The organism is Variovorax sp. UC122_21 (assembly GCF_044056785.1).
In the GTDB taxonomy this organism is placed as follows: Bacteria; Pseudomonadota; Gammaproteobacteria; order Burkholderiales; family Burkholderiaceae_C; genus Variovorax.
In genome coordinates, this window is sequence record NZ_CP172004.1 from 5,977,516 (window position 1) to 6,002,174 (window position 24,659).

31 protein-coding genes and 2 pseudogenes are annotated in these 24,659 nt (G+C 68.5%); 4 read left to right on the plus strand and 29 right to left on the minus strand.

What is annotated here, in order from left to right; translation table 11 throughout:
- The first annotated feature begins 80 nt into the window (after positions 1-80).
- Positions 81-404, plus strand: a complete 324-nt coding sequence (locus ACHMXE_RS40850; protein WP_057596177.1) for a hypothetical protein — start codon at positions 81-83, stop codon at positions 402-404.
- Positions 405-441: 37 nt separating this feature from the next.
- Here ACHMXE_RS40850 and ACHMXE_RS40855 read toward each other — a convergent pair whose 3' ends face one another.
- The 16 genes and pseudogenes from ACHMXE_RS40855 to ACHMXE_RS40930 form a co-directional block, all read right to left on the minus strand.
- The gene (locus ACHMXE_RS40855; RefSeq protein ID WP_395349235.1) at positions 442-1,434 is read right to left on the minus strand and encodes a fimbrial protein; all 993 of its coding nucleotides are present in this window, start codon (positions 1,432-1,434) and stop codon (positions 442-444) included.
- A complete protein-coding gene (locus ACHMXE_RS40860) occupies positions 1,431-4,127 on the minus strand; it encodes a fimbria/pilus outer membrane usher protein (protein WP_395349236.1) in 2,697 nt (898 codons plus the stop codon). Before ACHMXE_RS40860 ends, ACHMXE_RS40855 begins: the two co-directional genes overlap by 4 nt.
- 29 nt (positions 4,128-4,156) lie before the next feature.
- Positions 4,157-4,927, minus strand: coding sequence for a molecular chaperone (locus ACHMXE_RS40865; RefSeq protein WP_395349237.1), 771 nt, complete (start codon positions 4,925-4,927; stop codon positions 4,157-4,159).
- A 204-nt stretch (positions 4,928-5,131) separates the two neighbouring features.
- Positions 5,132-5,668 (minus strand): fimbrial protein, encoded by a 537-nt coding sequence (locus ACHMXE_RS40870; RefSeq protein ID WP_203203937.1) that lies wholly within the window; start codon positions 5,666-5,668, stop codon positions 5,132-5,134.
- Between the two features lie 198 nt (positions 5,669-5,866).
- A pseudogene (locus ACHMXE_RS40875) lies at positions 5,867-6,915 on the minus strand (NADP-dependent oxidoreductase).
- A 114-nt stretch (positions 6,916-7,029) separates the two neighbouring features.
- A pseudogene (locus tag ACHMXE_RS40880) lies at positions 7,030-8,437 on the minus strand (ATP-binding protein).
- Positions 8,434-9,129: a response regulator transcription factor gene (locus ACHMXE_RS40885; protein ID WP_203203934.1), complete on the minus strand. Its 696-nt coding sequence runs from the start codon at positions 9,127-9,129 to the stop codon at positions 8,434-8,436. The pseudogene ACHMXE_RS40880 and the gene ACHMXE_RS40885 overlap by 4 nt, the downstream one beginning before the upstream one ends.
- Positions 9,130-9,167: 38 nt before the next feature.
- Positions 9,168-9,569 (minus strand): hypothetical protein, encoded by a 402-nt coding sequence (locus tag ACHMXE_RS40890; RefSeq protein WP_395349238.1) that lies wholly within the window; start codon positions 9,567-9,569, stop codon positions 9,168-9,170.
- Positions 9,563-10,036 carry a DUF4260 domain-containing protein gene (locus ACHMXE_RS40895; RefSeq protein ID WP_395349239.1) on the minus strand — a complete coding sequence of 158 codons (474 nt, stop codon included), beginning with the start codon at positions 10,034-10,036 and terminating at the stop codon, positions 9,563-9,565. Before ACHMXE_RS40895 ends, ACHMXE_RS40890 begins: the two co-directional genes overlap by 7 nt.
- 83 nt (positions 10,037-10,119) lie before the next feature.
- Positions 10,120-10,584 carry a Spy/CpxP family protein refolding chaperone gene (locus tag ACHMXE_RS40900; protein ID WP_395349240.1) on the minus strand — a complete coding sequence of 155 codons (465 nt, stop codon included), beginning with the start codon at positions 10,582-10,584 and terminating at the stop codon, positions 10,120-10,122.
- Positions 10,585-10,764: 180 nt separating this feature from the next.
- Positions 10,765-11,133 carry a DUF4148 domain-containing protein gene (locus ACHMXE_RS40905; protein WP_395349241.1) on the minus strand — a complete coding sequence of 123 codons (369 nt, stop codon included), beginning with the start codon at positions 11,131-11,133 and terminating at the stop codon, positions 10,765-10,767.
- A 125-nt stretch (positions 11,134-11,258) separates the two neighbouring features.
- Positions 11,259-13,055 (minus strand): phosphoenolpyruvate--protein phosphotransferase, encoded by a 1,797-nt coding sequence (gene ptsP, locus ACHMXE_RS40910; RefSeq protein ID WP_395349242.1) that lies wholly within the window; start codon positions 13,053-13,055, stop codon positions 11,259-11,261.
- Positions 13,056-13,067: 12 nt separating this feature from the next.
- A complete protein-coding gene (locus tag ACHMXE_RS40915) occupies positions 13,068-13,337 on the minus strand; it encodes an HPr family phosphocarrier protein (protein ID WP_209546125.1) in 270 nt (89 codons plus the stop codon).
- The gene (locus ACHMXE_RS40920) at positions 13,306-13,761 is read right to left on the minus strand and encodes a PTS sugar transporter subunit IIA (RefSeq protein WP_203203928.1); all 456 of its coding nucleotides are present in this window, start codon (positions 13,759-13,761) and stop codon (positions 13,306-13,308) included. Before ACHMXE_RS40920 ends, ACHMXE_RS40915 begins: the two co-directional genes overlap by 32 nt.
- Complete coding sequence (locus ACHMXE_RS40925; protein ID WP_395349243.1) at positions 13,758-15,008, minus strand: MFS transporter; 1,251 nt, start codon at positions 15,006-15,008, stop codon at positions 13,758-13,760. The genes ACHMXE_RS40920 and ACHMXE_RS40925 overlap by 4 nt, the downstream gene beginning before the upstream one ends.
- Before the next feature lie 43 nt (positions 15,009-15,051).
- Positions 15,052-15,615 carry a hypothetical protein gene (locus ACHMXE_RS40930; RefSeq protein WP_203203926.1) on the minus strand — a complete coding sequence of 188 codons (564 nt, stop codon included), beginning with the start codon at positions 15,613-15,615 and terminating at the stop codon, positions 15,052-15,054.
- Positions 15,616-15,718: 103 nt separating this feature from the next.
- Between ACHMXE_RS40930 and ACHMXE_RS40935 the strand changes: the two genes are divergently transcribed.
- Entirely contained in the window at positions 15,719-16,216 is a 498-nt protein-coding gene (locus ACHMXE_RS40935; protein ID WP_203203925.1) for a TlpA disulfide reductase family protein, read from the plus strand.
- A gap of 73 nt (positions 16,217-16,289) precedes the next feature.
- Here ACHMXE_RS40935 and ACHMXE_RS40940 read toward each other — a convergent pair whose 3' ends face one another.
- Positions 16,290-16,736: a cytochrome c gene (locus tag ACHMXE_RS40940; protein ID WP_208510582.1), complete on the minus strand. Its 447-nt coding sequence runs from the start codon at positions 16,734-16,736 to the stop codon at positions 16,290-16,292.
- 168 nt (positions 16,737-16,904) lie between these two features.
- Here ACHMXE_RS40940 and ACHMXE_RS40945 point away from each other — a divergent pair, with 168 nt between their 5' ends.
- Together ACHMXE_RS40945 and ACHMXE_RS40950 are read left to right on the plus strand one after the other, a co-directional pair.
- Positions 16,905-17,591 (plus strand): cytochrome b/b6 domain-containing protein, encoded by a 687-nt coding sequence (locus ACHMXE_RS40945; RefSeq protein ID WP_395349244.1) that lies wholly within the window; start codon positions 16,905-16,907, stop codon positions 17,589-17,591.
- On the plus strand, positions 17,588-18,175 hold the full coding sequence (locus tag ACHMXE_RS40950) for a GNAT family N-acetyltransferase (protein WP_395349245.1): 588 nt from the start codon (positions 17,588-17,590) through the stop codon (positions 18,173-18,175). Before ACHMXE_RS40945 ends, ACHMXE_RS40950 begins: the two co-directional genes overlap by 4 nt.
- A gap of 50 nt (positions 18,176-18,225) precedes the next feature.
- On the opposite strand, the gene ACHMXE_RS40955 is transcribed toward ACHMXE_RS40950, so the two are convergent.
- From ACHMXE_RS40955 to ACHMXE_RS41010, 12 genes are all read right to left on the minus strand, one after another.
- Positions 18,226-18,732 carry a peroxiredoxin gene (locus tag ACHMXE_RS40955; RefSeq protein ID WP_057596157.1) on the minus strand — a complete coding sequence of 169 codons (507 nt, stop codon included), beginning with the start codon at positions 18,730-18,732 and terminating at the stop codon, positions 18,226-18,228.
- Between the two features lie 97 nt (positions 18,733-18,829).
- Complete coding sequence (rpsQ, locus tag ACHMXE_RS40960) at positions 18,830-19,099, minus strand: 30S ribosomal protein S17 (RefSeq protein WP_013543938.1); 270 nt, start codon at positions 19,097-19,099, stop codon at positions 18,830-18,832.
- Between the two features lie 9 nt (positions 19,100-19,108).
- Positions 19,109-19,318, minus strand: coding sequence for a 50S ribosomal protein L29 (gene rpmC, locus ACHMXE_RS40965; RefSeq protein WP_395353025.1), 210 nt, complete (start codon positions 19,316-19,318; stop codon positions 19,109-19,111).
- 55 nt (positions 19,319-19,373) lie between these two features.
- Complete coding sequence (rplP, locus tag ACHMXE_RS40970) at positions 19,374-19,790, minus strand: 50S ribosomal protein L16 (protein ID WP_057596155.1); 417 nt, start codon at positions 19,788-19,790, stop codon at positions 19,374-19,376.
- Positions 19,791-19,856: 66 nt separating this feature from the next.
- Positions 19,857-20,768, minus strand: coding sequence for a 30S ribosomal protein S3 (rpsC, locus tag ACHMXE_RS40975; protein ID WP_057596153.1), 912 nt, complete (start codon positions 20,766-20,768; stop codon positions 19,857-19,859).
- Positions 20,769-20,783: 15 nt separating this feature from the next.
- Complete coding sequence (rplV, locus tag ACHMXE_RS40980) at positions 20,784-21,116, minus strand: 50S ribosomal protein L22 (protein ID WP_007838134.1); 333 nt, start codon at positions 21,114-21,116, stop codon at positions 20,784-20,786.
- 9 nt (positions 21,117-21,125) lie between these two features.
- On the minus strand, positions 21,126-21,404 hold the full coding sequence (rpsS, locus tag ACHMXE_RS40985; protein WP_007838132.1) for a 30S ribosomal protein S19: 279 nt from the start codon (positions 21,402-21,404) through the stop codon (positions 21,126-21,128).
- Between the two features lie 10 nt (positions 21,405-21,414).
- Positions 21,415-22,239, minus strand: coding sequence for a 50S ribosomal protein L2 (gene rplB, locus ACHMXE_RS40990; protein WP_203203921.1), 825 nt, complete (start codon positions 22,237-22,239; stop codon positions 21,415-21,417).
- 2 nt (positions 22,240-22,241) lie between these two features.
- Positions 22,242-22,577, minus strand: coding sequence for a 50S ribosomal protein L23 (gene rplW, locus ACHMXE_RS40995; protein WP_057596149.1), 336 nt, complete (start codon positions 22,575-22,577; stop codon positions 22,242-22,244).
- On the minus strand, positions 22,574-23,194 hold the full coding sequence (rplD, locus tag ACHMXE_RS41000) for a 50S ribosomal protein L4 (RefSeq protein ID WP_203203920.1): 621 nt from the start codon (positions 23,192-23,194) through the stop codon (positions 22,574-22,576). The genes rplW and rplD overlap by 4 nt, the downstream gene beginning before the upstream one ends.
- Complete coding sequence (gene rplC / locus ACHMXE_RS41005; RefSeq protein WP_057596145.1) at positions 23,194-23,874, minus strand: 50S ribosomal protein L3; 681 nt, start codon at positions 23,872-23,874, stop codon at positions 23,194-23,196. The genes rplD and rplC overlap by 1 nt, the downstream gene beginning before the upstream one ends.
- 247 nt (positions 23,875-24,121) lie before the next feature.
- On the minus strand, positions 24,122-24,655 hold the full coding sequence (locus ACHMXE_RS41010) for a hypothetical protein (protein ID WP_395349246.1): 534 nt from the start codon (positions 24,653-24,655) through the stop codon (positions 24,122-24,124).
- Positions 24,656-24,659: the final 4 nt, after the last annotated feature.

A 24,659-nucleotide genomic window follows, 5' to 3' on the forward strand; every position in this document is an offset into this window, starting at 1 on the left:
GGCGCAACATCGCCCGTGTCCGACGGGCGCGCGCGCTTTTTGTGGCTAGAGTGGTGACTCCCGAAGAAAGGAGTCACCGCATGGACAAGAAGAACAACAACGAGGATTTCGAGATCACCCCCAAGCTCGTGTTCGACATGAACCTGGCGCTGTACCTCGACCTGGTCGCGGCGCTGGAGGGCGCGGGCGCCGTCACCTACCGCCAGATGGCGGCCCGCGTGCTCAACATCAGCATGGATGCGCGCGCCGACGGCGAGCTCGGCCTCTCGACCGCGCTGGAGGGCATCGCGCAAGGCTTCGCGGGCCACGGCGACGGACTGTCGATCGAGCTGCTGAAGGCCGCGCGCGGGCTGCGCGAGGATGACGCGATGGGCGACATCCCGATGCGGCCGGACGTGGACTGAATGCGGTCCCGGCCCGGCACGCGCCGGGCCGATCCGGTTATTTGTAGTCGAGCGTGAAAGTCGCCGTGCCGTCGGCGCGTCCCGGCGTCACCGCATTGCCGGTCTGGAAGTAGCGCGCCGTGTACGGCAGCACGTAGTCGCCGTCCTTCGACGGCCCCACCAGCGCCTCCTCGCCGTACTTGACGGGCACCTTCTGTCCGTCGATCACCTGGATGCCCACGCCGGTCGCGGTGCCGGCGCCGCCCTGGGTGATGCGGATCACCCCATCGTCGCCCGCCGGGTCTTTCGTCGCATCCATGCGCAGGTACACCGTGTTCTGCGCGTTCTGGCCCGCCCTGCAGTTCAGCTTGATATTGAAGTTGCGGTCGCCCGTGGTGGTGCCCTTGCCCTTGAAGTTGCTCTGCGGCACCTTGCCGAACTGGACCGAGATGTTGCGCGAGCCCGTGTCCACCGTGCACGAGGGCGTGATGATGGTGATGCCCTCGCCCAGCAGGTAGGTCGTGAGCACCGAGCGGTTGTCCGATCCCACCGCGTAGTACTGGGTGTAGGTGCCCTGCGCCAGCGGCCCGTTGCCGGTGACCGTCGCGATCTTGAACAGCTCCACCTGGAAGCGCGAGGCCGCGTTGAAGTCGCCGAAGTCGGTGGTGGTCGAGCGGTCGTGCGGGTAGTAGCTGACCTCGGTGTCGCTGAAGTAGCGCGACAGCCGGATGCCCACGCCGGGCACGGCGGTCGTGTACACGTGGTCGTACCCGGGCACCGCCGTGCCCTGCAGCATCACGCCCTTCACGCTGCCGCCGCCGGTGCAGGTCCACGGCTTGTTGGTGGTGCCCGTCAGGGGCAGCGGGAACAGCTGCTTCTTGAAGATGGTGCCGACCGCGGCATCGTTCGGAATGACCACCCGGCCCATCGCCATGTTGACGGTCTTCTCGATGTAGCCCGGTGTCACCCGGCACTCGGCCCAGGCGCCCTGCGCGCCGAACAGCAGCGCGAGCGCGGGCAGGATGAAACGGGACGGCGTGCTGGCGCTCATCGCGCTCCTTTCAATGTCGCGAACGGCACGGACGTGGGGCCGCTGCACTGCCCCGCCAGTTCGCGGATCGGCGGCGGGTTGGCGTCCTCGGGCAGGCTGTAGGCCACCGTGCACTGGTCGTTCGTGCCCTGCCCCCAGCGCACCGTGAGATGGCCGCTCTGGCCCGCGCCGGTCACGAAGGCCTGGCCGTCGGGGCCGACGATGCCGACCTCCTGGCCGGCCTCGTTCTCGATCTTCGAACCCAGCGGCAAGGCCCGGTCCTTCGCGTCGCTCAGCGTCATCAGCAGGCGGAAGCCCACCGAGGTCTCGAACTTCGCGACCACCACGGCGCCGCGCGTGGGCACCACTTCCATCGCCGCGTTCTTCACCTCGACGGTGTCGCCGAGGTCGCCGGTGCGCAGCGCGAGGCGGTTGAGCCGGTACGGGCTCAGGTTCGGGATGACGGCATTGCCCGCGCTGTCGGTCGCCACGCCCGGCTGCGACTCGAAGCCCACGCCGCCGGCCTTGGGCGCCTGCACCAGCGCGATGGTCTCGCCCAGCGGCTGCGACAGGGTAAGGCCGCCGCCGTGCGCCAGCAGGCCGCCCGACATGCCGAAGGTGGTCTGGCCGTAGCCCTTGCCCCGCGAATGGCCGACATCGAAGCGGCCTACGGGCGACAGGTAGCTCGCGCTGGCGCTGCCGTTGGAGCCCTGGCCCTCGGCGTTCGAGTGGCCCGCGGTGAGGTTGTAGTTGAGCCGGCTGTCCTCGAAGGCGCTGCCGTAGACGCTGGCCTGCTGGTTGAGGCGCCCGTCGTTGTCGCGGCTCACCGTGTACTGCGCGCTGGCGCGCGTGTCGCCCAGCGGGATGCTGACCATCACCATGAGCTGCCGGCTGACCGGGCGGGCGATGCCGGCGCCGAAGCTGTCGATGCCGCCGTTGTTGGTGCTGTGGTTGTAGAAGACGCTGTAGCCGAACTGCCTGTAGTTGCCCGACCAGCCGACCTGCACCAGCCGGTCCTTGGCGGGCGTGCCCCAGTAGGTCTGCTGGCGCGCCGAGGCGAACACCGAGCCCCAGCTGCCGATCTGCTGCGAGAGCTCGAAGCGCAGCTCGTTGCGACGGCTGTTGAAGTTGTCGGGCAGCAGCAGGCCCTGCATCTGCGCCGCCTCCTGGAAGGTGCGGTAGCCGCTGGTCGAGTAGCGGTAGCCGGCCACGCGGAAGTTCGTGCCCGCGTCGACGAAGGCCTTCGAATAGAGGAAGCGCAGCGACTGGCCGTTGTAGGTCTTGTCGAAGCGGTCGACGGTGCGCGCGGCCGAGAGGTCGAACGAGACGGCGCCGAAGGCGCGCATGTTCTTGCCCAGGCCCACCAGGCCCGACTGGTACTTGCGCGCGGCGATCAGGCCGCCGTACACCGAGTACTCGTCGGGCAAGCCGCGCGCCAGGGTGGCCTGCAGGAACACCGGCTCGGCCGGCACCTGGCTCGGCAGCAGCGGGTTGGTGTTCACGTTGTCGTAGCCGTTGCGGTACTTGCCCACGGTGGCCGAATAGCGCCAGGTGCCCTCGCGCAGCAAGGTGGGCACGGCCGAGAAGGCCTGGGTGTACTTGGTCTGGCGGCCGTCGGCCTCGGTGATCGTGACCTCGAGGTCGCCGCTCGAGGCGGTGGGATAGAGGTCGTCGAGCACGAAGGGCCCGGGCGCCACGAAGGTGCTGTAGACGATGTAGCCGTTCTGCCGCACGGTGACGCGCGCATTGGTCTGGGCGATGCCGCGGATCGTGGGCGCGTAGCCCTGCAGGCTGTCGGGCAGCATCGCGTCGTCGGAGGACAGCTGCACGCCGCGGAACGGCAGGCTGTCGAAGAAGTTGCCGGGCGTGTTGCCGTCGCCGATCAGCAGCTGGCCGTTGATCGAGGCCAGGTCGCGCTGGGCGTAGCTGGTGACGCCCTGCCAGCGGCTCTGGCCGTCGAGGCCGCGGTTGTAGGTCGAGTAGTGGCGAAAGCGCCAGGCGCCCCAGTTGAAGCCCGCGCGCACGCCCGCGAAGAAGGTGTTGCGCTGCAGCGTGTTGCGGTTGCGGTTGAACGGATCGGCGGCGTCGAAGACGTTGAGCTGCGGGTTGGTCAGCGGGGTGTCGTTGCGGTAATTGCTGCCGCTGAAGCGCGAGTGGTTGAGCTGGTAGTCCAGCATGAAGGCGGTGATGCCCCTGTCCCACTTCTCGGGGCCCACGGCGCCGCGCGCGCTGCGCTTGAGCGCGGCCTGCGGAATGCTCAGGAACAGGCGCTGGCGGCCGGCGTCGTAGCTGAGCTTCGATTCGGGGATGGCGCCGGCGAGGTCGATGCAGGTTTCGTCGGCGGCAGCGGCGATCGCCGGGAACACGGCGACGTTCACGCCCCAGCTGTCGAGCAGGCCGCGCGTGAGGCAGGCCACGGCGTCGTTCGTGCCTTCCCTGTCCTCGAAGCGGACCTCGCTCTGGCCCACGCCGCGCTCGTTGAGCGAGACGTCGACGGTGTACTTGCCCGCGAGCACGCGGTTGCCGAAGGAGAACAGCGAGAGGTCGGCATTCGGCTGGTCGCCGCCGATGCCGAGGAATTCCTCGTTGAAGCTCGAGGCGGCGAGCTGCTGCTGCTTCTGCGGCGCGGGCGCGGCATGGGCGCCGTGCATGCCGAGTCCCGCGAGCAGCGCGGCGGCGACCGGCGCGCGACGCAGCGCGGGGAAGGTGGGCACGCGGCGGCGCATGGCTCGGCTCGCCTTCCTCAGCGCTTCGCGGCGTCCGCCGCGACCGGAACCAGTTCGGCCTTCACGGCCACCGGCGCATCGCCCGCGGGCACGCGCACCAGCTCCTCGGGCGTCTCGCCGCCGTAGTCGTTGAGCGTGGTGAAGTTGACCTGGATCGCTTGCGGCGCCTTCACCGCGGTCAGCGGATACACCGACTCGCCGAAGGGCGGCACCATGTCGGCGTTGATGTCCTGCTGGCCGCCGTTGATCTTGAGACCGGTGAAGGTCACGTGGTAGGGCGTCGGGTTGCCAATTCGAAGCACCGCGCCCTGCGCGCCGCCGGCCACCGCCCACTGCAGTTGCGCACGGGCCTCCTCGGACTTGCCGCCCAGGCCGCTCGGCCGGTAGAACAGCTTGATGCGGCTGCGCACCGCGATCTGCAGCACGTTCTCGTCCTTGGAGCGCTCGGGGATCTCCTTCACGTTGAGCCAGAACACCGTCTCGCGGTCGGCCGGCAGCTCGCCCGCCACGCGCATGATGCGCAGGATGTTCTCCATGCCGGGATCGAGCCGCGACAGCGGCGGCGTGACCAGCATCGGGGTCTTGTTACGGCCCTCGCCGGCGTCGATCCAGGCCTGGACCACGTAGGGCGAGGTGCCGGTGTTCTTCACCGGGATCGAGGCTTCGCGGTCCTTCTCGCCCAGGATGACGCGCGTGCCGCCGAGCATCACGCCCGCCGCGGCCGGCCACTGGAGGCAGAGCATCGCCACGATGCCCAGGGTCCAACGAATTCGATTCTTGCTGCACATACGACGAGTTCCTCGGCACGGCGGACGCTGGCGTCCAGGCGCACCCCAGCACGGCGGCGCACGCGGCGCACCGGCGGAGAAAAGACGGGTGATGGAAAAACCGGCCGATGCGGCGCGCCACGCGAGGCGGCCGCGTCGGTCCGGTGCGGCCATCCGGCAAGGCCTGCCGCCAACGGGCAGGGGCCGGATTTCCGCGCTGGCGGCTTACTTGTAGTTGACCGTGAACTGGGCCACCGAGTTGGCCGGACCGACCGTCACGGTGTCCTTGGTCGACACGTACACGGCCTGGAACTTCAGGGCGTTGTCGCCCTGGCCCAGGACGTACTGCGCCGATTCCGAGCCGAGCGGAATCTTGGTGGCGGCCGAGTCACCGAGCTCGATGGCCACGCCCGAAGCCGTGGTCACGCCGACCTGGCCGGCATTCGCCAGGCGCAGGTTGGTGGCGTCGTCGAGGTCGGGCGTGCCGGTGAACGACACGGTCGCGCCCTTGGCGGTGGCGCCGCAGCCGAGCAGGTCGATGGTGAACTTCGACGGCGTGGCCTTCTTGCCCTTGCCGCCGTCGAGCACCGTGCGAGCGACCTTGCCCAGCGGCACGGTCATGTTCTGGCTGTTCGGCGAGATCGAGCAAGGCGCATCGACGATTTCGCCCGTGAAGTTGATGGTGCCGTCGGCAGCCATCGCGCCTTGCGACAGCGCACCGGCGACAGCGGCCAGCGCCGCCAGCTTGAAGAATTTACGCATCTGGATTCCCTGGGGATTGTTAACAAAAAGACTCATGCCTTGACAAGGCAGCGCGCAGTCTATTAACCAATTCCTAGGAGAAGAAGACGTTTTGGCTTCAGTTGACAGTGGTTGACATTGTTAATCAACCGTTTGTGAACTAAAGCCAAATGCAAACTTTTCGATACGAAAGTTTTGCCAAATACTACCGAGCCGTCATCACTCGGTCGCCACCTGCAGCACCAGCTTGCCGAAGTTCGCGCCGCTGAACAGCCGGTTCAGGGCCTCGGGGAAGGTATCGAGGCCCTGCACGATGTCTTCCTTGCTCTTCATGCGCCCCTCCTTCAGGTAACCCGCCAGCTCGGCGATGGCCACGGGATAGCGGTCGGCGTAATCGAACACCACGATGCCCTCCATGCGCGCCCGGTTCACCAGCAGGCTCAGGTAGTTGCGCGGGCCGGCCGCGGGCATGCTGTTGGCGTTGTTGTACTGGCTGATGGCGCCGCAGATGATGATGCGGGCCTTGCGCGCGATGCGCGCGAGCACGAGGTCGAGGATCTCGCCGCCGACGTTGTCGAAGTAGATGTCCACGCCCTTGGGGCAGTGCTGCTTGAGGCCGTCGCGCACGGCGGCGGCGCCGGCCTTGTAGTCGATGCAGGCGTCGAAGCCCAGCTCCTTGACCACCCAGTCGCACTTGGCCTCGCCGCCCGCGATACCGACCACGCGGCAGCCCTTGATCTTGGCCAGCTGGCCCACGGTCTGGCCGACCGCGCCGGCGGCGCCGAGATCACGACGGTCTCGCCGGCCTTGGGCTGGCCCACGTCCATCAGGCCGAAGTAGCCGGTCATGCCGGGCATGCCCAGCACGTTGAGCCACTGGGTGATGCTGCCCACGCGCAGGTCGATCTTCACCAGGCCGTTGCGCTTGATCTCCTCCTGCGGAATCAGCATGTATTCCTGCACGTTGAGCGTGCCGTAGACGGTGTCGCCGACCGCGAACTGCGGGTTCTTCGAAGCGATGACGCGGCCGACGCCGCCCGCGCGCATCACGGCGCCGATCTCGACCGGCGGGATGTAGCTCTTGGCATCGTTGAGCCAGCCGCGCATGGCGGGGTCGAGCGACAGCGACAGCGTCTTGACCAGCACGCCGCCCTCGGCCGGCTCGGCCACGGGCTCGCTGCCGAAGCGCCAGTGCTCGCGCGTGGCGGCGCCCTCGGGACGCTTGGCGAGGCGGACCTGGTGGTTGACGAGTGCGGTGGTGTCGGTCATGAAGCGTCTCCTGAGATGGGGCCGCGCCCCGGTGTGGCTGAGCGGCGCATGCTAGCCGCGCGGCGCGGGGCCGCGCGTAGCGCAGGCGACAGCCCGCTTCCCGCCCAAACCTCGTCAGCCCAGCCGCACCACGATCTGCAGACCCGGCGACGCATTGCGCACCCGCAGGCTGCCGCCATGCGCCTCGGCGATCAGCCGGCACAGGTACATGCCCAGGCCGACGCCGCCGGTGGCGCGCTGGCGTGCGCCGTCGGTGCGGTAGAAGGCCTCGGTCAGCCGCTCGAGCTGCGCCTCGTCCACGCCCGGGCCGAAATCGCGCACCTCGATCTCCACGCCCTGCGCCTGGCCCTCGAGCACCGCGCGCACCGACACGCTGGGCGGACGCGGCGCCTCGGTGCTGTAGCGCAGCGCGTTGTCCAGCAGGTTGCGCACCAGCAGGCGGATGCGCATGCGGTCGACCGAATGCGCGGGCAGGCCCTCGGCGAGGTCGAGGCGGACCTCGCGCGCGGCCGGCATCTCGGCCACGGTCTCGCGCACCAGCGCCGCGAGGTCGATGCGCTCGCGCTGCAGCGCCGCATGCGGGCTCGCGAGCCGTTCGCTCTCGAGCAGGTCGCTGATCAGGTCGCGCATCTCGTTGAGGTCGCGCAGCAGCGCCTCGCGCTCGGCCCGGCCCTCGGCCGTGGCCGGCAGCAGTTCGGCATTGAGCCGCGCGCGCGTGAGCGGCGAGCGCAGCTCGTGGCTCAGCGCCAGCAGCAGGCCGCGCTTGGCATCGAGCATGGCCTGGATGTCGTGGGCCATGGTGTTGATGTGCTCCGCGAGATCGCCGATGTCGTCGTTGCGCCGCACCGGGATCGGCCGCTCGAAGTCGCCGCGGCCGAAGCGCTGCGCGCCCTCGCGGATGTCGATCAGCGGCCGCAGCAGCCGGCTCACGTAGGCATAACCCAGCACCACGAGCAGCAGCAGCAGGCTCAGCGTGGCCCAGCCGGCCGCGCGCGGCGCGATCTGCCACAGCCGCGGCGCCCAGCCGAAGATCACGCGGTGGCCGTCGGCCGTGGGCCGGATGAACCACTTGTCGCCCCATGTCGATTCGTCGTGGTCGCGCATCCAGCCGCCGCGCGTGCCGTGTTCGCCGGGGTTCGAATCCCGAGTTGACCGTCGGCCCGACGATGCGGATGGTGATCGGCAGGCGATCGACCAGCGCCTGCGCGCGCGACACGTCGGGCGGCGTGCCGAGCTCGGCCACCAGCCGGTCGGCGTAGTCGACCAGCATCGGCTGCGCGGACTCGGCCCAGCCAGTGGAGAAGGACTTCTTCATGCCCGCGAGGAACACGCCGGTCATGACCACCGCGAGCAGCACGAACATCATCACCAGCCGGATGCGCAGCGAGCGGCGCCAGCGGCGCTTGCCCTGCACCTTCTCGTGCCACTGCGCATGCCACTGCCGGTGCAGCTCGTCGCGGCGGCAGGCGAAGGCGTGCCACGCGCCCTCGCGATCGCGGCGTTCCCGGCGGCGGAAGTTCATGAAGAAGGCTCGCCGGGCGCCACGGCCAGCGCATAGCCCGCGTTGCGCAGCGTCTTGATGCAGTCCAGCGGCTCGAGCTTCTTGCGCAGGCGGCTCACCACGATGTCGACCGCGCGCGTGTAGAGCTCGGCCTCGTGGCCGCGCAGCCGGTTGAGGATGTCGTCGCGGCTGAACACCTTGCCGGGCTCGGCCGCCAGCAGCGCCAGCAGCTCGAACTCGGTGCCCGTGAGGTCGACGCGCTCGCCCTGGCGCAGCACCAGGCGCCGGTCGAGGTCGATCGCCAGGCCGTCGAACACGCGCTGCTGCGACGAGGCGGCCGCGGGCGGCGCGACGCGCTGGCGCCGCAGGATGGTCTGCACGCGCGCCACGAGTTCGCGCGGCTCGAAGGGCTTGGGCACGTAGTCGTCGGCGCCGAGCTCGAGGCCGACCACGCGGTCCATCACCTCGCCGCGCGCGGTCAGCATCACGATCGGGATGTCGCTCTCCTTGCGGATCTCGCGGCACAGCGCGAAGCCGTCCATCTCGGGCAGCATGACGTCGAGGATGGCGGCGTCGAAGCTCTCGGCGCGCAGCCGCGCCAGGCCTTCGCTGGGCCGCACCGCGCTCTCGAGCGTGCAGCCGAAGCGCGCGAAATAGCTCGCCAGCGGCGCGCCGAGGTGCTCGTCGTCGTCGATCAGCAGGATGCGCGGCATGGGCGGATTGTGCCTTCTGGCCAGGAGCTGGCTGATGATCAACCCGCCCGGCATCGCACCGCCACGACGAGGCCGGCCGCGAGCGCGGCGAGCAGGACCAGGTGATAGGCGACGTCGGGCACGGTCTGCGGCCCGATGCCGATCGCGATGGTGAACAGGCCGACCAGCGTGCCGAGCAGCGCGAAGCCCTGGGCGCGGATCGCGAACCAGCGCGTCCAGGCCGGGCGCAGCCAGCTCGCGGCTGCCGCGCCCAGCAGCACCAGCGCGATCACGGCCTCGGCCGTGCGTGCCTGCGCATGCGCGAAGCCGGGGATCAGCCGGCCCGTGTGCACGGCCGAGGCGGTGCCGAGCGCGAGCGCCTCGGCCAGCAGCCAGGTGCGCGCCACGGCGGGGCGCAGCACCGGGCGCTCGGCATCGGCATGGATCGCTTCGCTCACCATGGGTCCTGCCTTCCGACGCGGCCCAGGTGCGTGAAGCCGAAGCCTGCGTCGTACTTGAGGCCGAAGCCCAGCGCACGATCGAACGCGACGTGCGCGGCCCAGATCAGCGCCAGCGGCAGCGCGAAGGGCAGCGCCACCAGCAGGCCCAGCGCGGCGATGCCCAGCGGCACCAGGTACGAATGCGCGAGGTTGTAGACCCGCGCGCCGATGCGCGGCCCCGCGAGATAGCCGAGCATCGACAGGTCGGGCAGCAGGAACAGCAGCGCGAACAGGCCCCAGCCGCCGCCGGTGCGGTCGTAGGCGATCAGCGCGCCCGCCAGCACGGCCAGCGACTCGAGCCGCAGCGTGGTGCGCACGCCGCCGGTCGCGGCGCCTTCCCGCATCTCGGTCGCGGCATCGCTCGCGCGGCGCGCGGCCTGGCGCCGCAGCGCGATCAGGTCGCCCAGGTTCGGTTCGATGGTCTTCATGGTGTGCTCGCATCAGGTGGAGGGCGCCGGGCCCCGAAAGGAACGGAAGGCGGCCCCGCCCGCGGGACGGGGCCGCCGGTGCATCAGCCTTGGCGGCTCCAGCGGCGTCCGCCGCGCTCCATGAACTCGCGCACCTTCTGCTGCTGCGCGGGGTTCAGGTGGTCGAAGAAGTCGGCCGCCGCGGCAATGATCTCGGGGCTGCCATTGCGCAGCGCCGCGGTCTTCTCGTCGACCAGGCGGGTGGCGCCGGCCTGGTCGAGCTTGTTGCCCGCGAACAGGGCGCGGAACTGCGAGCGCGGATCGCCCGAGCCGTCGGCGCCGCGCAGGGCCTGGCGCTGCGCCTGCAGCTTCTCGGCCAGCACGGTGAGCTTCTGCTTCTGCGCGGTATCGAGGTCGAGCTTGCTGCCCACGCGCTCGACCATCTTGGCGCGGAACTCGGCGCTGTCGCCGTTCCAGCCGTGGCGATGGCCGGCGCAGCCGGCGACGCTGCCGGCCACCACGGCGAGCCCGGCAAAACCGAAGAGCGTGCGTTTGATCCAGTGTTTCATGACGGGTCCTTGTGTGTGTTGGAGGAGGAAGCTCGATGGTGCTTTCGGGGCGGCGGCGCGTCCTTTCGCCGCGGTATCGGCGTGTTTCGTTTTATTGCGACGCGATGTTCGAGCGGCCGAAACGAAAAAGCGACGCCGGGTGCGTCGCTCGTTTCGGGAGGGTGCGGAGGTCCGCGTCGCTCAGAGCTTGCTGGCGTCGCGCGAGGCGGTGGCGCGGGCGTCCACCGGGTTCTGCAGCGTCGAGATCACCTTGCTGTTGACGCGCGAGCCCGAGCCCACGTTCTGGTCGGGCGCGGCCGCGGTGCGCACGGCCTCGGCGACCACGCTGGCGCGGTCGGTCGAGCGCGCCACGGTCTCGGGGCCACGCGAACCGCGCGTCACGTTCTGGTTCGGCGCCGCGGCGGCGCGCACGGCCTCGTCGTTGATCTCGGCGCGGGTCTTGGCCGACACGGCCTGGTGCACGCCGTCATAGCTTTCGGCCTTGGCGCCCGCGGCGGCGAGCATGGCGAAGGAGGCGACGGCGACAGCCTGGGTCAGGGAGAGCTTCATGGATCGGGCCTTTCAGGGTTGGTGAAGAGAAGGCCTGATCGTGCTTGCCGGCGCGCGGCAAGTCCTTTCGCCGCGGTTTCGGCGTGTTTCGTTTTATTGCGCCGGGCTTGAAGCGCGCGCCGCGCTCAGCCCGCGAGCATGGCGCCGGGATCGTCCGAATCGACCACCGAGCGCGCCCAGGCCTCGAGCTTGCTCGTGTCGGCGCGCAGCACTTCCTGCTTCACCGCGAGGATGCGCGAGGGATGCATCGAGAAGCTGCGCAGCCCCAGGCCCAGCAGCAGCCGCGTGAAGGCCACGTCGCCCGCCATCTCGCCGCACACCGCCACGGCCTTGCCCTGGCGCCGGCACTCGGCGATGGTGTCGGCCACCAGTTTCAGCACCGCCGGATGGGCCGGGTCGTAGAGGTGCGCCACCGACTCGTCGGCGCGGTCGATCGCCAGCGTGTACTGGATCAGGTCGTTGGTGCCGATCGAGAGGAAGTCGAAGTGCTTCAGGAAGGTACGCAGCGTGAGCGCCGCGGCCGGGATCTCGATCATGGCGCCGAGCTTCACCTGGCCGTGCACCGCGCCGCGGTTGTCGAGCTCGGTGCGCGCGAGCGCGAGCAGCGCCAGCGTCTGGCGGATCTCGCTCGCATGCGCGAGCATCGGGATCAGCAGGTGGATCTCGCCGTGCGCGGCCGCGCGCAGGATGGCGCGCAGCTGCGTGAGGAACATCGCGGGATCGGCCAGGCTCCAGCGGATCGCGCGCAGGCCGAGCGCGGGATTCAGGTGCTCCTGCTTGTTGGCGGACTTGTTGTCCAGCGGCTTGTCGGCGCCCACGTCGATGGTGCGGATGGTGACCGGCATGCCCTGCATGCCCTCGACCGCGCGCTTGTAGGCCTGGTACTGCTCCTCCTCGTTGGGCAGCCGCGTCTGGCGCGCCGACGACTCGCGGCCCATGAACAGGAACTCGCTGCGGAACAGGCCCACGCCGACCGCGCCGGCCTTCATCGCGCCCACCGTGTCCTCGGGCATCTCGATGTTGGCGAGCAGCTCGACGCGCTGGCCGTCGAGCGTGACGGCCGGCTTGTGGCGCAATCGCGCGAGGCGCCCGCGCTCGAGATCGCCCTGGCGCTGCTTGAAGCCGTACTCGGCCAGGATGATCGGCGAGGGATCGATGATCATCACGCCGGCATCGCCGTCGATGATGACCCAGTCGTCCTGCCGCACCAGTTGGCTCGCGGTGCGCGCGCCGACCACGGCCGGCACGTCCATGCTGCGCGCCACGATCGCGGTGTGCGAGGTGCGCCCGCCGACGTCGGTGACGAAGCCGGCGAACACGCTCTTCTTGAACTGCAGCATGTCGGCCGGCGAGAGATCGTGCGCGATCAGCACCAGCGGCACGTCGATGCCGTCGCCCGCGGTGAGGTCGTCGTCCTCGTCGGACGAGGCGCGCTTGCGCCGCGGCGGGCTCGGCGCCAGCACCGCGGCCGTGCCCTTCATGCGGTGCAGCAGCCGCTCCACCACCTGCTCGAGGTCGGCCTTGCGCTCGCGCAGGTACTCGTCCTCCATCTCGTCGAACTGGCGCGCGATGACCTCGAGCTGCGTGGTCAGCGCCCATTCGGCGTTGTAGAGCCGCTCGCTGATCCAGTGCTTGACGCCGCCGCTCAGGGCCTCGTCCTGCAGCAGCATCTGGTGCACCTCGAGCAGCGCCGCGAGTTCGTGCGGCGCGTCGTTCGGACCCATCTGCGCGACGTTGGTCTGCAGCTTGGCCAGCTCCTCGGCCACGGCGTTGCGCGCGGTGCGCACGCGATCGATCTCGGTCTCGATCTCCTCGGGCTTGATGAAGTAGTGGGCCACGTCGATGCGGCTCGACACCACCAGCACCGCGCGGCCGATGGCGATGCCACGGGCGACGGGAAGGCCGTGGACTGCGAAGGTCATGCGCGGTGGTCCTTATTCGCCTTCGCCGAACTTGTCGTCCATGAGCTGGACGATGGCATTGAGGGCCTCTTCTTCCTGCGGGCCGTTGGTCTCGAGCTCGACGGTCGAGCCGAGCCCGGCGGCCAGCATCATCACGCCCATGATGCTCTTGGCGTTGATGCGGCGGTCGCCGCGCGAGAGCCACACCTCGCAGGGAAAGCTGCCTGCGAGCTTGGTCAGCTTGGCCGATGCGCGTGCATGCAGTCCCAGCTTATTGCTGATGGTCACGGATTTCTTGATCACTGTGCTTTCTCTTGGCCTGGTTCTGCGGTGCCGCCACCGCCACTTGCATCACGCCCGCGGTGCCGCCGGCGATGGCGCGCTGCACGAGCACGTCGAGCGGCTCGTGCCGGTAGGTCACGGCGCGCAGCAGCATCGGAAGATTGACGCCCGCCACGAGCCGCGAGCGAACGCCGTCCACCAGCTTCTGCGCCACGTTGCAAGGCGTGGCGCCGAACACGTCGGCCAGCACCAGCACCTGCACGCGCGGCCCGTTGAGCTGCTGCGCGAGCGTGATGCGCGCGGCCGCCAGGGTTTCCTCGGGCGGCACGTTGGGCAGCACGTCGAGCGCGACGATGGCGTTCTCGCTGTCGGGAAACACATGCAGCGCGCACTTTCGCAACGCTTGTGCGAAGGGCGAATGGGCAATGATGAGGATGCTGTTCATGCGGCTCGGGGGACGGCGCGTCGATTATGCGGGGGCGCCCGGAGGAAGTAGATATACGACATAACGCAGCACCCCAGCAGGATGGCCATTGCGCCACGGAAAGCGTCCACGGTGTCGAGGCCGGCGCGCACGAACAGGTCGATCAGCAGGCCCACGCCCCACTGCACCACGAACACGCCGACGAAGATCACGAGGTTGTAGGCCGACAGCGCGCGGCCCGCGAGCGCCGGCGGCAGTGCCATCGCCACGGCCGGCTGGGCCAGCGTGACCACCGTGCAGAGGCACAGGAAAACCGCCCACGTTCCCGTGCCCGCACGCGGCCCCGCTATCAAAACAATAGCCATGAACAGCAGCGAGAACGGCAGGCCCCAGGCCATGAGCCGATCCGCCGCAATGCCGCGCTGCGCGAGCCTGGGATTGGCCACGCCCCAGAGCCAGTAGGTGGCCAGCAGCACCAGGCTGATGGCGAACAGCGCCTCGGCCGCGCGCAGCGGCGTGTAGCCCGACACCCGCGTGAGCCAGGGCACGGCCCACAGCGACTGCATCGCGATGAAGCCGCCGTAGTGGAAGAAGCCGATCGGCGCGAGCTTGCGGAAGAAGGGATCGCGCCAGACGGCGGCGTAGCTGCCGCCGTCGTCGACAGCCGCCACCGTCGCGGCGGGTGCCTGGCGCCACGAGGGCGCGACCCAGGCGATCAGCAGCATCGAGACGATCACGCCCGCGCCCAGCAGCCAGAACAGCGCGCGCCAGCCGACCAGCGGCACCAGCCATTGCACCGGCAGCGTCGCGCCGACGAGCCCGAAGGACCCGACCATCAGCATCCACGAGTTGCTGCGCAGTTGCATCGCGGGCGAGAGCCAGCGCCTGTAGCCGGTGAGCGGCGCCATCAGGCAGGCGCTGACGCCCACGCCGGTGAGCACGCGCGCGGCCAGCAGCAGCGAGAAATGCGTGGCGACCGAGAACAGCAGGCAGCCCGCCACCGCCACGCCGAGGAAAGCCACCACCACGCGCTTGGGACCGTGGCGGTCGAGCCAGGCGCCCATGGGCAGCTGCGTGAACGCGAAGCCGAGGAAGTAGCCGCCCGCGAGCAGGCCGAGGTCGCGCGACTCGAGGTCGAACTCGTCGGTGAGCGTGGGCGACAGGGTGGCGGTGATCGCGCGCACCAGCGTCGAGAGGAAGTACGCGAAGGCGAAGGCCAGGAAGACGCCGGCGACGCGGCGCCGACCGCCGAGGGTGCCGTCGCTCATCGCGCGGCCGCCGGGAGCGCCGCGCCGAGATCGCGGGGGCGGCTCATGGCAGCCGCAGGCCTTCGAAGAAGGTCTTGGCGGCCTCGCCCGACGACGGCCGGCCGAGCACCATCGCCTGGTAGAGCGACACCGCGCCGGGCGGCGTCGAGCGGGTCTCGGTCTGGGCGAACCACAGCACCTGCAGCGGCTGGCCCGTGGGCGTGGCCGGCGCATCGAGCCGCAGCGGCGCGGGCGTGGCGGCGGCGCGCGGCACCGTGGCCGGCGCCTCGGTGGTGGCCGCGCCCTGCAGTTGCTCGCGCGTGGCGAGCTGCCAGGCGCGCAGCCAGCTCTCGGCCTGGGCGGCGTTGGCGGCGGTGGCATGCGCGATCGCGAAGGTGGCGCCGCCGGCCTCGCAGCCGGCCATGTCGACCTGCACCGATTCGGCGCCCAGCGGCTGCGCGCGCGTGGCGCGGTCGGCCTTGCAGGGCAGCAGCGCGACCAGGCCGGCCTCGGCCACCGGGACCTCGCGCCAGTTGAAGGTCGGGCTGCAGGCCGCGAGCACGAGGACCGCGGCGGCGGCGCAGGAGGCGCGCGCGCGGCGGCGAGGACGGGAGGTGGGCTGCGGCATGGGGATCGGATTATCGATCCACCGTTCCACGGGCACTGTCGCGCGCGCCAGCAGGTTCGAACCTGCGGAACTAGAATCGCGCCGCCCCACTCAGTCAGCAGCCATGAAAAAGTACGTTATCGCAGCCGCCGTTGCCGTCGCCCTGGCCACTGGCGTGGGTGTGTACCTCGGCTCGGGGGCCACCGCGGCGCCCGCCTCGACCTTCGTGCTGCTCGACGGCACGAAGAAGAGCACCGAGGACCTCAAGGGCAAGGTCACGCTGGTCAACTTCTGGGCCACGAGCTGCGTGACCTGCGTCGGCGAGATGCCCAAGGTGATCGCCACCTACGACAAGTACAAGTCGCAAGGCTACGACACGCTGGCGGTGGCCATGAGCTACGACCCGCCGAGCTACGTCGTCAATTTCGCCGAAACCCGCAAGCTGCCGTTCAAGGTGGCGATCGACAACACCGGCAGCGTGGCGCAGGCCTGGGGCGACGTGAAGCTCACGCCGACCACCTACCTCGTGAACAAGCAGGGCCAGATCGTCAAGCGCTATGTGGGCGAGCCCGATTTCGCCGAACTGCACAAGCTGATCGAGAAGCTGCTGGCCGAAGCCTGAGCCGGCCCCACTCGACAAGAAGGCGCTGCCCGTTACCGGACAGCGCCTTTTTTCTTGGGCGACCGAACGCGGATCAGCGATCGCGGAAGGTGTCGTGGCAGGCCTTGCAGCTCGCGGCGGTGGGGCCGAACTGGGCCTTGAGCGCATCGATGTTGCCGGCCTTGGCGGCCACCAGCAGCTTGCCGGTCTCGGCGATCAGCTTGTCCTGGTGCTCCTTGAACTTGGGCGCTTCCTTCCAGACCTCGGGCTTGGCCTTGCCGCCCTCGGTGCCGGCGCCGAAGCCGGCCCAGGGCAGCTTCGCCATGTCGGCCACCACCTCGGCATTGGCCGCGGCGGCGGCGGCGTCGTAGGGCGCGCGGCCGTTGGCCATGGCGCCCAGGCGGCCGAAGTGCTGCGACATGACGAACAGCGCGCTCTGGCGGTACTTGATGGCGTCTTCAGGCTTCGCGAACTGGGCCGCGGCCGGCAGGGTGGTGGCGGCGCAGGCTGCAGCCAGCGCGAAGGTGGCGAGTCGGATCATCGTGGTCCTTCTGACGTGTGGGAATCGTGGGTGATGCCGTCGGGCGCGGCACCTGCGCGGCAGTGTAGGGGCAGGCCGGCCGGCGCGCATAGCAACAACCCGATGGAGCGAGCGGCCCGGACTTTGCTAATCTGCGCCTTCCGCAGCCATGCGCTCCCCCCTCCTTCGATGACCGACTCCCCCGCGGCCGCGGCGTCCCGCCAAGCCACCCGAACACGCGTCTGGGACCTGCCGACCCGGCTGTTCCACTGGGCCCTGGCCGCCGCCGTGATCGGGCTGATCGCCACCGGCCTCGGCGGCATCATGGAATGGCATTTCCGGCTCGGCTACACGGTGCTCGCGCTGCTGCTGTTCCGGCTGGTCTGGGGCTTCGTCGGCGGGCGCTGGTCGCGCTTCGCGGCCTTCGTCTATCCGCCGGGCTCGCTCCTCGCCTACCTGCGCGGCCGCGCCCATCCCGATGACCTGATCGGCCACACGCCGCTGGGCGCGCTGTCGGTGTTCGCGCTGCTGGCCATCCTCGCGCTGCAGGTGGCCACCGGCCTCGTGGCCGACGACGAGATCTCGGCCGCCGGGCCGCTCACGCGCTTCGTCTCGGGCGATCTCGTGAGCCTGGCCACGGGCTGGCACAGCACGCAGGGCAAGTGGATCGTGATCGCGCTCGCGAGCCTGCACGTGCTCGCGGTGCTGTTCTACGTGCTGGTGAAGCGCCACCGGATGGTCGCGCCGATGGTCTCGGGAGACAAGGACATCGCCGCCGCCGGCAGCCGCGACGACGCGGCATCGCGCGGCTTCGCGCTGGTGCTCGCGCTGCTGTGCGCGGGCGTCGCGTACTGGGTTTCGTCGTTGCGCGCATGAGCTCATCCGTCTCACGCCCCCTGCCGCTGTCGGACACGCCGGCCGTCGTGCTGCTCACGCCCGACGAGGTCCATGAGCTCGAGGCCGCGCGCCTCATCTTCCGCGACTACGCCGCCTCGCTGGGCATCGATCTCGAATTCCAGAATTTCGACCAGGAACTGGCCGCGCTGCCGGGCGAGTACGCCGAGCCGCGCGGCACGCTGCTGCTGGCGCTGGTCGATCCGGCGCACGTCAAGGACGAGGTTGGACGCGCCACGCCGACGCTGCTGCGCGCCGACGGCCGGATCGCACACGTGGCGGGCTGCTGCGCGCTGCGGCCGCTCGACAGCGCGGACTATGTGAATGCGGCGGAGATGAAGCGCCTGTACGTGCGCCCGGGCTTTCGCGGCCTCGGATTGGGCCGCCAGCTCGCCGAGGCGATCCTCGACGCGGCGCGTGGCGCGGGCTACGGCTGCGTGCTGCTCGACACGCTCGACGAGATGGAGTCGGCGCGCGCCCTCTATGAGGACCTGGGCTTCGCCGAGGTGCCGCCCTTCTATCACAACCCCATTGCGGGGGCGCACTACCTGAAGGTGGACCTGTAGGCGGGACGCGGTCCGCGAGAAGCGGACCGCTCTGCTCATGAGCCTGCCGCTCAGCCCTTGGCTTGCGCCAGCAGCGTCTCGGCGTTGCTGACCTCGAACTTGCCCGGTGCCTCGACGTTGAGCGTCGCGACCTTGCCGTCCTTCACGAGCATCGAGTAGCGGTTGCTGCGCAGGCCCATGCCGCGGCCCGTGAGGTCCAGCGTGAGGCCGGTGGCCTTGGCGAAGTCGGCGCTGCCGTCGGCCAGCATGCGCACCTTGGCGCCGGTCTTCTGGTCGCGCGCCCAGGCGCCCATCACGAAGGCGTCGTTCACGCTCACGCACCAGATCTCGTCGACGCCCGCGGCCTTGAAGTCGTCGAAGTGCTGCACGTAGCCGGGCACGTGCTTGGCCGAGCAGGTGGGCGTGAAAGCGCCCGGCAGCGCGAACAGCGCAATGGTCTTGCCAGCCGTTGCCTTGCTCACGTCGACGGGGTTCGGGCCGATGCTGCAGCCTTCGCCCTCGACTTCCGAGTACTCCTGCAGGGTGGCCGAGGGAAGGGTGTCGCCGACTTTGATCATTTGAAAGTGCTCCTGGAAAAAGAAAAACGGCCCACATTGTGGGCCGTTTCGCGATGGACTGCCGGCTGCCTTGCGGAGCCGGCGGACCCGAGGGGGATCAGACCAGGACGGCCTTCTCGACCAGACGGGTCACGACCCAGTTCTTGGTCTTCGAGATCGGACGGCTTTCCGTGATCTCGATGGTGTCGCCCAGCTTGTACTCGCCGTTTTCGTCATGCGCGTGGTACTTGCTCGTCTTCGCCACGATCTTGCCGTAGAGCTCGTGCTTCACACGGCGCTCGACCAGCACGGTCACGGTCTTGGCACGCTTGTCGCTGACCACCTTGCCGATCAAGGTGCGCTTGAGGGATTTTTTAGCTTCCGTCATGTTCACTCCTTACTTGGCGGCTTGGGTTTCTTGCTGCTTCTGAGCAAGAACGGTCTTGGCGCGCGCGATGTCGCGACGCGTCACGCGCAGCATCGAGGTGTTCGACAGCTGTTGCGTGGCTTTCTGCATGCGCAGGCCGAAATGGGCCTTCTGCAGATCCTTGATTTCGGCTTGCAGACCGGCGACGTCCTTCTCGCGCAGTGCTGCTGCCTTGCTCACCTTGGCCGGAGCCGCGGCTTCTTTCTTCTTACGGGTTGCCATGGATGTTCTCCTCTCAGGCGCCGAGCTGGCGCGAGACGAACGTCGTGCGCAGCGGCAGCTTGGCAGCGGCCAGGCGGAAGGCTTCGCGGGCGAGTTCTTCGGGCACGCCGACGATCTCGAACACGATCTTGCCGGGCTGGATCTCGGCGACGTAGTACTCGGGGTTGCCCTTGCCGTTACCCATCCGCACTTCTGCGGGCTTGGTCGAGATCGGCTTGTCGGGGAACACGCGGATCCAGATACGGCCACCGCGCTTCACGTGACGCGAAATCGCGCGGCGAGCGGCTTCGATCTGGCGCGCCGTGAGGCGGCCGCGGTCGGTGCATTTCAGACCGAAGTCACCGAAGGCCACCGAGTTGCCCCGGGTGGCGACGCCGGTGTTGCGGCCCTTTTGTTCCTTGCGGAACTTTCTGCGTGCAGGTTGCAGCATGTCTTGTTACTCCGTGAGGACTGCCCCGGGCTTCCTGTGCAAATGCACACCCGGGGCTGAGACCGATTACTCGGTCTTGGCACCGTCCGCTGCTGCAGCGGGCGCGGCTTTGCGGACGCGCTTAACGGCGGGTTTCGAGTCTGCACCGGCACCGCCGGTTGCTTCTGCGGGCTTGTCGCTGCCGTCGGCGGGAGCGGTGTTGCCACCGATCGGGCCACGGGCACCGGCACGCGGGCCGCCGCGGCGGTCACCGCCCGGACGGTCGCCACCAGGGCGGCCATCACGGCGCGGACCACGCGGACGACGCTCTTCCTCGGGACGCGGGGTCTCGACGGCGGGCAGGTCGTTGCGGCCCAGGGTGTCGCCCTTGTAGACCCACACCTTGACGCCGATGACGCCGTAGGTGGTCTTGGCTTCCGAGGTGCCGTAGTCGATGTCGGCGCGCAGCGTGTGAAGCGGCACGCGACCTTCGCGGTACCACTCGGTACGAGCGATTTCGATGCCGTTCAGGCGGCCAGCCGACATGATCTTGATGCCCTGGGCACCCAGACGCATGGCGTTCTGCATGGCGCGCTTCATGGCGCGGCGGAACATGATCCGCTTTTCGAGCTGCTGCGTGATGCTGTCGGCGATCAGCTGGGCATCGATTTCGGGCTTGCGCACTTCCTCGATGTTCACTGCCACCGGCACGCCGAGCTGGCGGCCCAGTTCGCGCTTGAGGTTCTCGATGTCTTCGCCCTTCTTGCCGATCACGACGCCCGGACGAGCCGAGTAGATCGTGATGCGGGCGTTCTTGGCGGGACGCTCGATCAGGACGCGCGACACCGAAGCGTTCTTCAGCTTCTTCTTCAGGTATTCGCGAACCTTGATGTCTTCGGCCAGCATGCCCGCGAAATCGCGGTCACTGGCGTACCAGCGGCTGGACCAGTTACGGGTAACCGCCAGACGGAAGCCGGTCGGATGGATTTTCTGTCCCATATTTCTTCCAGGCTCTTAGTTGCCAACCGTCACGTACACATGGCACGTGGGCTTGCTGATGCGATTGCCGCGACCCTTGGCGCGCGCCGTGAAGCGCTTGAGCGTGGCGCCCTGTTCGACGTAGATGGTCTTGACCTTCAGTTCGTCGATGTCGGCACCGTCGTTGTGCTCCGCGTTGGCGATGGCCGACTCGAGCACCTTCTTGATGATCACAGCGGCCTTCTTCTGCGTGAACTGCAGAACGTTGAGCGCTTGATCGACCTTCTTGCCGCGGATCAGGTCGGCGACCAGACGGCCCTTGTCGACCGAGAGGCGGACACCGCGGAGGACTGCACGTGTTTCAGACATGGTCGTTCCTTACTTCTTCTGGACTTTCTTGTCCGCGGGGTGCCCCTTGAACGTGCGCGTGAGCGCAAATTCGCCGAGCTTGTGGCCGACCATCTGGTCGGTGATGTAGACAGGCACGTGCTGCTTGCCGTTGTGCACTGCAATGGTCAGGCCGATGAACTCGGGCAGGACCATCGAGCGGCGCGACCAGGTCTTGATCGGCTTCTTGTCCTTCGTCGTCACGGCCTTGTCGGCCTTGGCAACGAGGTGATGGTCAACAAACGGACCCTTTTTGAGAGAGCGAGTCATTTGCTATCCCTTACTTCTTGCGGCGCGACACGATGAAGACCTGCGTGCGCTTGTTGTTACGGGTACGGTAACCCTTGGTCAGGTTGCCCCACGGGTCGACAGGGTGACGGCCTTCGCCGGTCTTGCCTTCGCCACCACCGTGCGGGTGGTCGACCGGGTTCATCACCACGCCGCGAACGGTCGGGCGGATACCCATGTGACGCTTCACACCGGCCTTGCCGAGCTGGCGCAGGCTGTGTTCTTCGTTGGCAACTTCACCGATGGTCGCGCGGCATTCGATGTGAATGCGGCGAACTTCGCCCGAACGCATGCGGACCTGGGCGTAGACGCCTTCACGGGCCAGCAGCGTGGCCGAGGTACCGGCCGAACGTGCGATCTGCGCGCCCTTGCCGGGTTGCAGTTCGATGCAGTGGATCGTCGAACCCACGGGGATGTTGCGGATCGGCAGGGTGTTGCCGGCGCGGATCGGAGCTTCCGAACCCGACAGCAGCGTTGCACCGGCTTCCAGACCGCGCGGGGCGATGATGTAGCGGCGCTCGCCGTCGGCGTAGCAGATCAGCGCGATGTGGGCGGTGCGGTTCGGGTCGTACTCGATGCGTTCGACCTTGGCCGGGATGCCGTCCTTGTTGCGCACGAAGTCGACGACGCGGTAGTGGTGCTTGGCACCGCCGCCACGATGACGGATCGTGATGTGGCCGTTGTTGTTGCGGCCGGCCTTCTGGAACTGGGGTTCCAGCAGGGGGGCGTGAGGAGCACCCTTGAACAGGTGGTCACGCGAGATCTTCACCGCGCCGCGTTGGCCCGGCGAAGTGGGTTTCATCTTGATGACGGCCATGATTAAGCGCCTTCCCCGACGAGGTTGAGCTCTTGACCGGCCTTCAGCGTGACGTAGGCCTTGCGAACGTGGTCGCGGCGGCCGACGGACTTGCCGAAGCGCTTGGTCTTGCCCTTGATGTTGGCAACCGACACGCCCTTGACTTCGACCTTGAACATCAGTTCGACGGCGGCCTTGATCTCGGGCTTGGTGGCGTCTTGCAACACCTTGAAAGTGACAGCGTTCGACTTCTCGCCGACCATCGTGGCCTTTTCGGACACGATCGGGGCGACCAGCACGTTCATGAGACGGCCTTCGTCGAACTGACGTTGAGCAGGGGTGGGGTTCACGCGGCTCATGCGAACATCTCCTTGAGCTTGTCGACGGCACCCTTGGTGACCAGCACCTTCTTGTAGTGAACCAGCGACACCGGATCGGCGTAACGGGGTTCGACCACGAGGATGTTGACCAGATTGCGCGAGGCAAGGTACAGGTTTTCGTCGACTTCTTCGGCGATCACGAGCACGGACTCGAGATTCATCGCCTTGAAACGGGCTGCCAGCGGCTTCGTCTTGGGCGAATCCACGGTCAGCGAATCCACCACGGCCAGACGGCCTTCGCGAGCGAGCTGCGAGAAGATGGACGCCATGCCGGCGCGGTACATCTTCTTGTTGATCTTCTGCGAGAAGTTTTCGTCAGGCATGTTCGGGAAGATCCGGCCACCCCCGCGCCACAGCGGCGAGGACGTCATACCGGCACGGGCGCGGCCCGTTCCCTTTTGCTTGAAAGGCTTCTTGGTCGAGTGCTTGACCTGTTCGCGGTCCTTCTGGGCGCGCGTGCCTTGGCGGGCGTTGGCCTGGAACGCGACGACGATCTGGTGCACCAGGTCTTCGTTGTAGTCACGGCCGAACACGGTTTCGGGGGCGTCGTACTTCGACGCGGCCTGACCTTGCTCGTTCAGGAGTTCGAGTTCCATTACTTCGCTCCTTCAGCCGCTTGCGGCTTGGCCTTGACGGCGGGACGCACGGTGACGAAGCCACCCTTCGAACCCGGGATCGCGCCCTTGATGAGCAGCAGTTGACGCGCTTCGTCGATGCGGAACACCGAGAGGTTCTGCGTCGTGCGGGTGACGTCGCCGAGGTGGCCCGTCATGCGCTTGCCGGGGAACACGCGACCGGGGTCCTGTGCCATGCCGATCGAGCCGGGCACGTTGTGCGAACGGCTGTTACCGTGCGACGCGCGCTGCGAGCTCATGTTGTGGCGCTTGATCGTGCCGGCGTAGCCCTTGCCGATGGAGGTGCCTTGCACGTCCACCTTCTGGCCCACGGAGAACACGCTGCCGGCCGCGATCACGCCGCCAGCCTGGTGCTGACCTGCGGTATCTGCGGTGACGCGGAATTCCTGGATAATTTCGCCAGCTTCGACACCCGCCTTGGCGAGGTGGCCGGCTTCGGGCTTGGTCACGCGCGATGCTTTGCGCGAACCGAACGTCACTTGCAGTGCGACGTAGCCATCGGTCTCTTGCGACTTGATCTGGGTCACGCGGTTGTTCGAAACATCCACCACCGTGACAGGAACTGCATCCCCGTCATCGGTGAAGAGACGCATCATCCCCACCTTGCGGCCCAGCAACCCGAGGGAGTTGCTCAGACTCATGTGTTTTCTCCAAAAAATGGAAGCTTCTCCCGCCGCTGCCACTTCAATTGGCGACAGCGTTTGACCGAAGTCGTATGACCGACTCGCGGCAACGGGGGAAGGTTGATAAATCTCCGACCTGCACGTACCTTGCGGACGCAACAAGGGCAGAGCCAGCGATTATAGCCCGCGGCGCGGGTGGGGTGCAAGTGCTGGAAATGGGCCCGTTTCGGGGTGCCCGCAACGGCCCGCGGGGGCCGTTTTCCGCCTATTTGGCGGGCATCGTGATGATGCTGTCGCCTTCCTTGGTGCCCTGGATGTCGCCCTGCGACTTCATCAGGGGCGCGGTCCCGGCCTGGATCGGGATCGAGATGGCGCTGCTGGCGCCGCCCTGGGTCACGAACACGTTCAGGTAACGCAGCCCGTCCGACTCGCTGACGACCGACACGGTCGCGCTGCCGCGTTGTCCCGTCGAGAGCGTCAGCGGACCGCCATTGCGCAGCGTCAGGCCGGGGTCCGCGGTGAAGCGCACCGACGCGCCCTGCGGATCGGTCACGCCGTCGAACTGCAGCGCGACCGACGTGGCGCGGCCCGCCTGGGGCGCGCCGTCGACGCGGTACTGCACCACGACGCCCGAGTCGTTGGACTTCTGCACGGCCGTGGTCATGGGCGCGGGCGCCGTCTTGTGCTGCGAGCGCTTGTGCGCGCGAGCGTCCGGCACGCCGTCGGCCAGGGCCCAGCTCGCGAGCGCCGCCAGCGAGAGCGCCGCGACGGCGGTCCGTGTGTTCGAGCGAATCGTCATGGCC

Bases quoted from the DNA above. Each gene is read 5' to 3' on its own strand.
- ACHMXE_RS40850 (WP_057596177.1), top strand. From the start codon at position 81: ATGGACAAGAAGAACAACAACGAGGATTTCGAGATCACCCCCAAGCTC.
- rplB (WP_203203921.1), bottom strand. From the start codon at position 22,239: ATGGCCGTCATCAAGATGAAACCCACTTCGCCGGGCCAACGCGGCGCG.
- ACHMXE_RS40870 (WP_203203937.1), bottom strand. From the start codon at position 5,668: ATGCGTAAATTCTTCAAGCTGGCGGCGCTGGCCGCTGTCGCCGGTGCG.
- ACHMXE_RS40950 (WP_395349245.1), top strand. From the start codon at position 17,588: ATGAGCTCATCCGTCTCACGCCCCCTGCCGCTGTCGGACACGCCGGCC.
- ACHMXE_RS40895 (WP_395349239.1), bottom strand. From the start codon at position 10,036: ATGAAGACCATCGAACCGAACCTGGGCGACCTGATCGCGCTGCGGCGC.
- rpsQ (WP_013543938.1), bottom strand. From the start codon at position 19,099: ATGACGGAAGCTAAAAAATCCCTCAAGCGCACCTTGATCGGCAAGGTG.
- ACHMXE_RS40940 (WP_208510582.1), bottom strand. From the start codon at position 16,736: ATGATCCGACTCGCCACCTTCGCGCTGGCTGCAGCCTGCGCCGCCACC.
- ACHMXE_RS40900 (WP_395349240.1), bottom strand. From the start codon at position 10,584: ATGAAACACTGGATCAAACGCACGCTCTTCGGTTTTGCCGGGCTCGCC.
- ACHMXE_RS40905 (WP_395349241.1), bottom strand. From the start codon at position 11,133: ATGAAGCTCTCCCTGACCCAGGCTGTCGCCGTCGCCTCCTTCGCCATG.
- ACHMXE_RS40885 (WP_203203934.1), bottom strand. From the start codon at position 9,129: ATGCCGCGCATCCTGCTGATCGACGACGACGAGCACCTCGGCGCGCCG.
- ACHMXE_RS40920 (WP_203203928.1), bottom strand. From the start codon at position 13,761: ATGAACAGCATCCTCATCATTGCCCATTCGCCCTTCGCACAAGCGTTG.
- ACHMXE_RS40865 (WP_395349237.1), bottom strand. From the start codon at position 4,927: ATGTGCAGCAAGAATCGAATTCGTTGGACCCTGGGCATCGTGGCGATG.
- rpsC (WP_057596153.1), bottom strand. From the start codon at position 20,768: ATGGGACAGAAAATCCATCCGACCGGCTTCCGTCTGGCGGTTACCCGT.
- ACHMXE_RS41010 (WP_395349246.1), bottom strand. From the start codon at position 24,655: ATGACGATTCGCTCGAACACACGGACCGCCGTCGCGGCGCTCTCGCTG.
- rplW (WP_057596149.1), bottom strand. From the start codon at position 22,577: ATGAGCCGCGTGAACCCCACCCCTGCTCAACGTCAGTTCGACGAAGGC.
- ACHMXE_RS40945 (WP_395349244.1), top strand. From the start codon at position 16,905: ATGACCGACTCCCCCGCGGCCGCGGCGTCCCGCCAAGCCACCCGAACA.
- ACHMXE_RS40930 (WP_203203926.1), bottom strand. From the start codon at position 15,615: ATGCCGCAGCCCACCTCCCGTCCTCGCCGCCGCGCGCGCGCCTCCTGC.
- rplV (WP_007838134.1), bottom strand. From the start codon at position 21,116: ATGTCTGAAACACGTGCAGTCCTCCGCGGTGTCCGCCTCTCGGTCGAC.
- rplC (WP_057596145.1), bottom strand. From the start codon at position 23,874: ATGAGTCTGAGCAACTCCCTCGGGTTGCTGGGCCGCAAGGTGGGGATG.
- ACHMXE_RS40955 (WP_057596157.1), bottom strand. From the start codon at position 18,732: ATGATCAAAGTCGGCGACACCCTTCCCTCGGCCACCCTGCAGGAGTAC.
- ptsP (WP_395349242.1), bottom strand. From the start codon at position 13,055: ATGACCTTCGCAGTCCACGGCCTTCCCGTCGCCCGTGGCATCGCCATC.
- rpsS (WP_007838132.1), bottom strand. From the start codon at position 21,404: ATGACTCGCTCTCTCAAAAAGGGTCCGTTTGTTGACCATCACCTCGTT.
- rplP (WP_057596155.1), bottom strand. From the start codon at position 19,790: ATGCTGCAACCTGCACGCAGAAAGTTCCGCAAGGAACAAAAGGGCCGC.
- ACHMXE_RS40925 (WP_395349243.1), bottom strand. From the start codon at position 15,008: ATGAGCGACGGCACCCTCGGCGGTCGGCGCCGCGTCGCCGGCGTCTTC.
- ACHMXE_RS40855 (WP_395349235.1), bottom strand. From the start codon at position 1,434: ATGAGCGCCAGCACGCCGTCCCGTTTCATCCTGCCCGCGCTCGCGCTG.
- ACHMXE_RS40890 (WP_395349238.1), bottom strand. From the start codon at position 9,569: ATGGTGAGCGAAGCGATCCATGCCGATGCCGAGCGCCCGGTGCTGCGC.
- ACHMXE_RS40935 (WP_203203925.1), top strand. From the start codon at position 15,719: ATGAAAAAGTACGTTATCGCAGCCGCCGTTGCCGTCGCCCTGGCCACT.
- rplD (WP_203203920.1), bottom strand. From the start codon at position 23,194: ATGGAACTCGAACTCCTGAACGAGCAAGGTCAGGCCGCGTCGAAGTAC.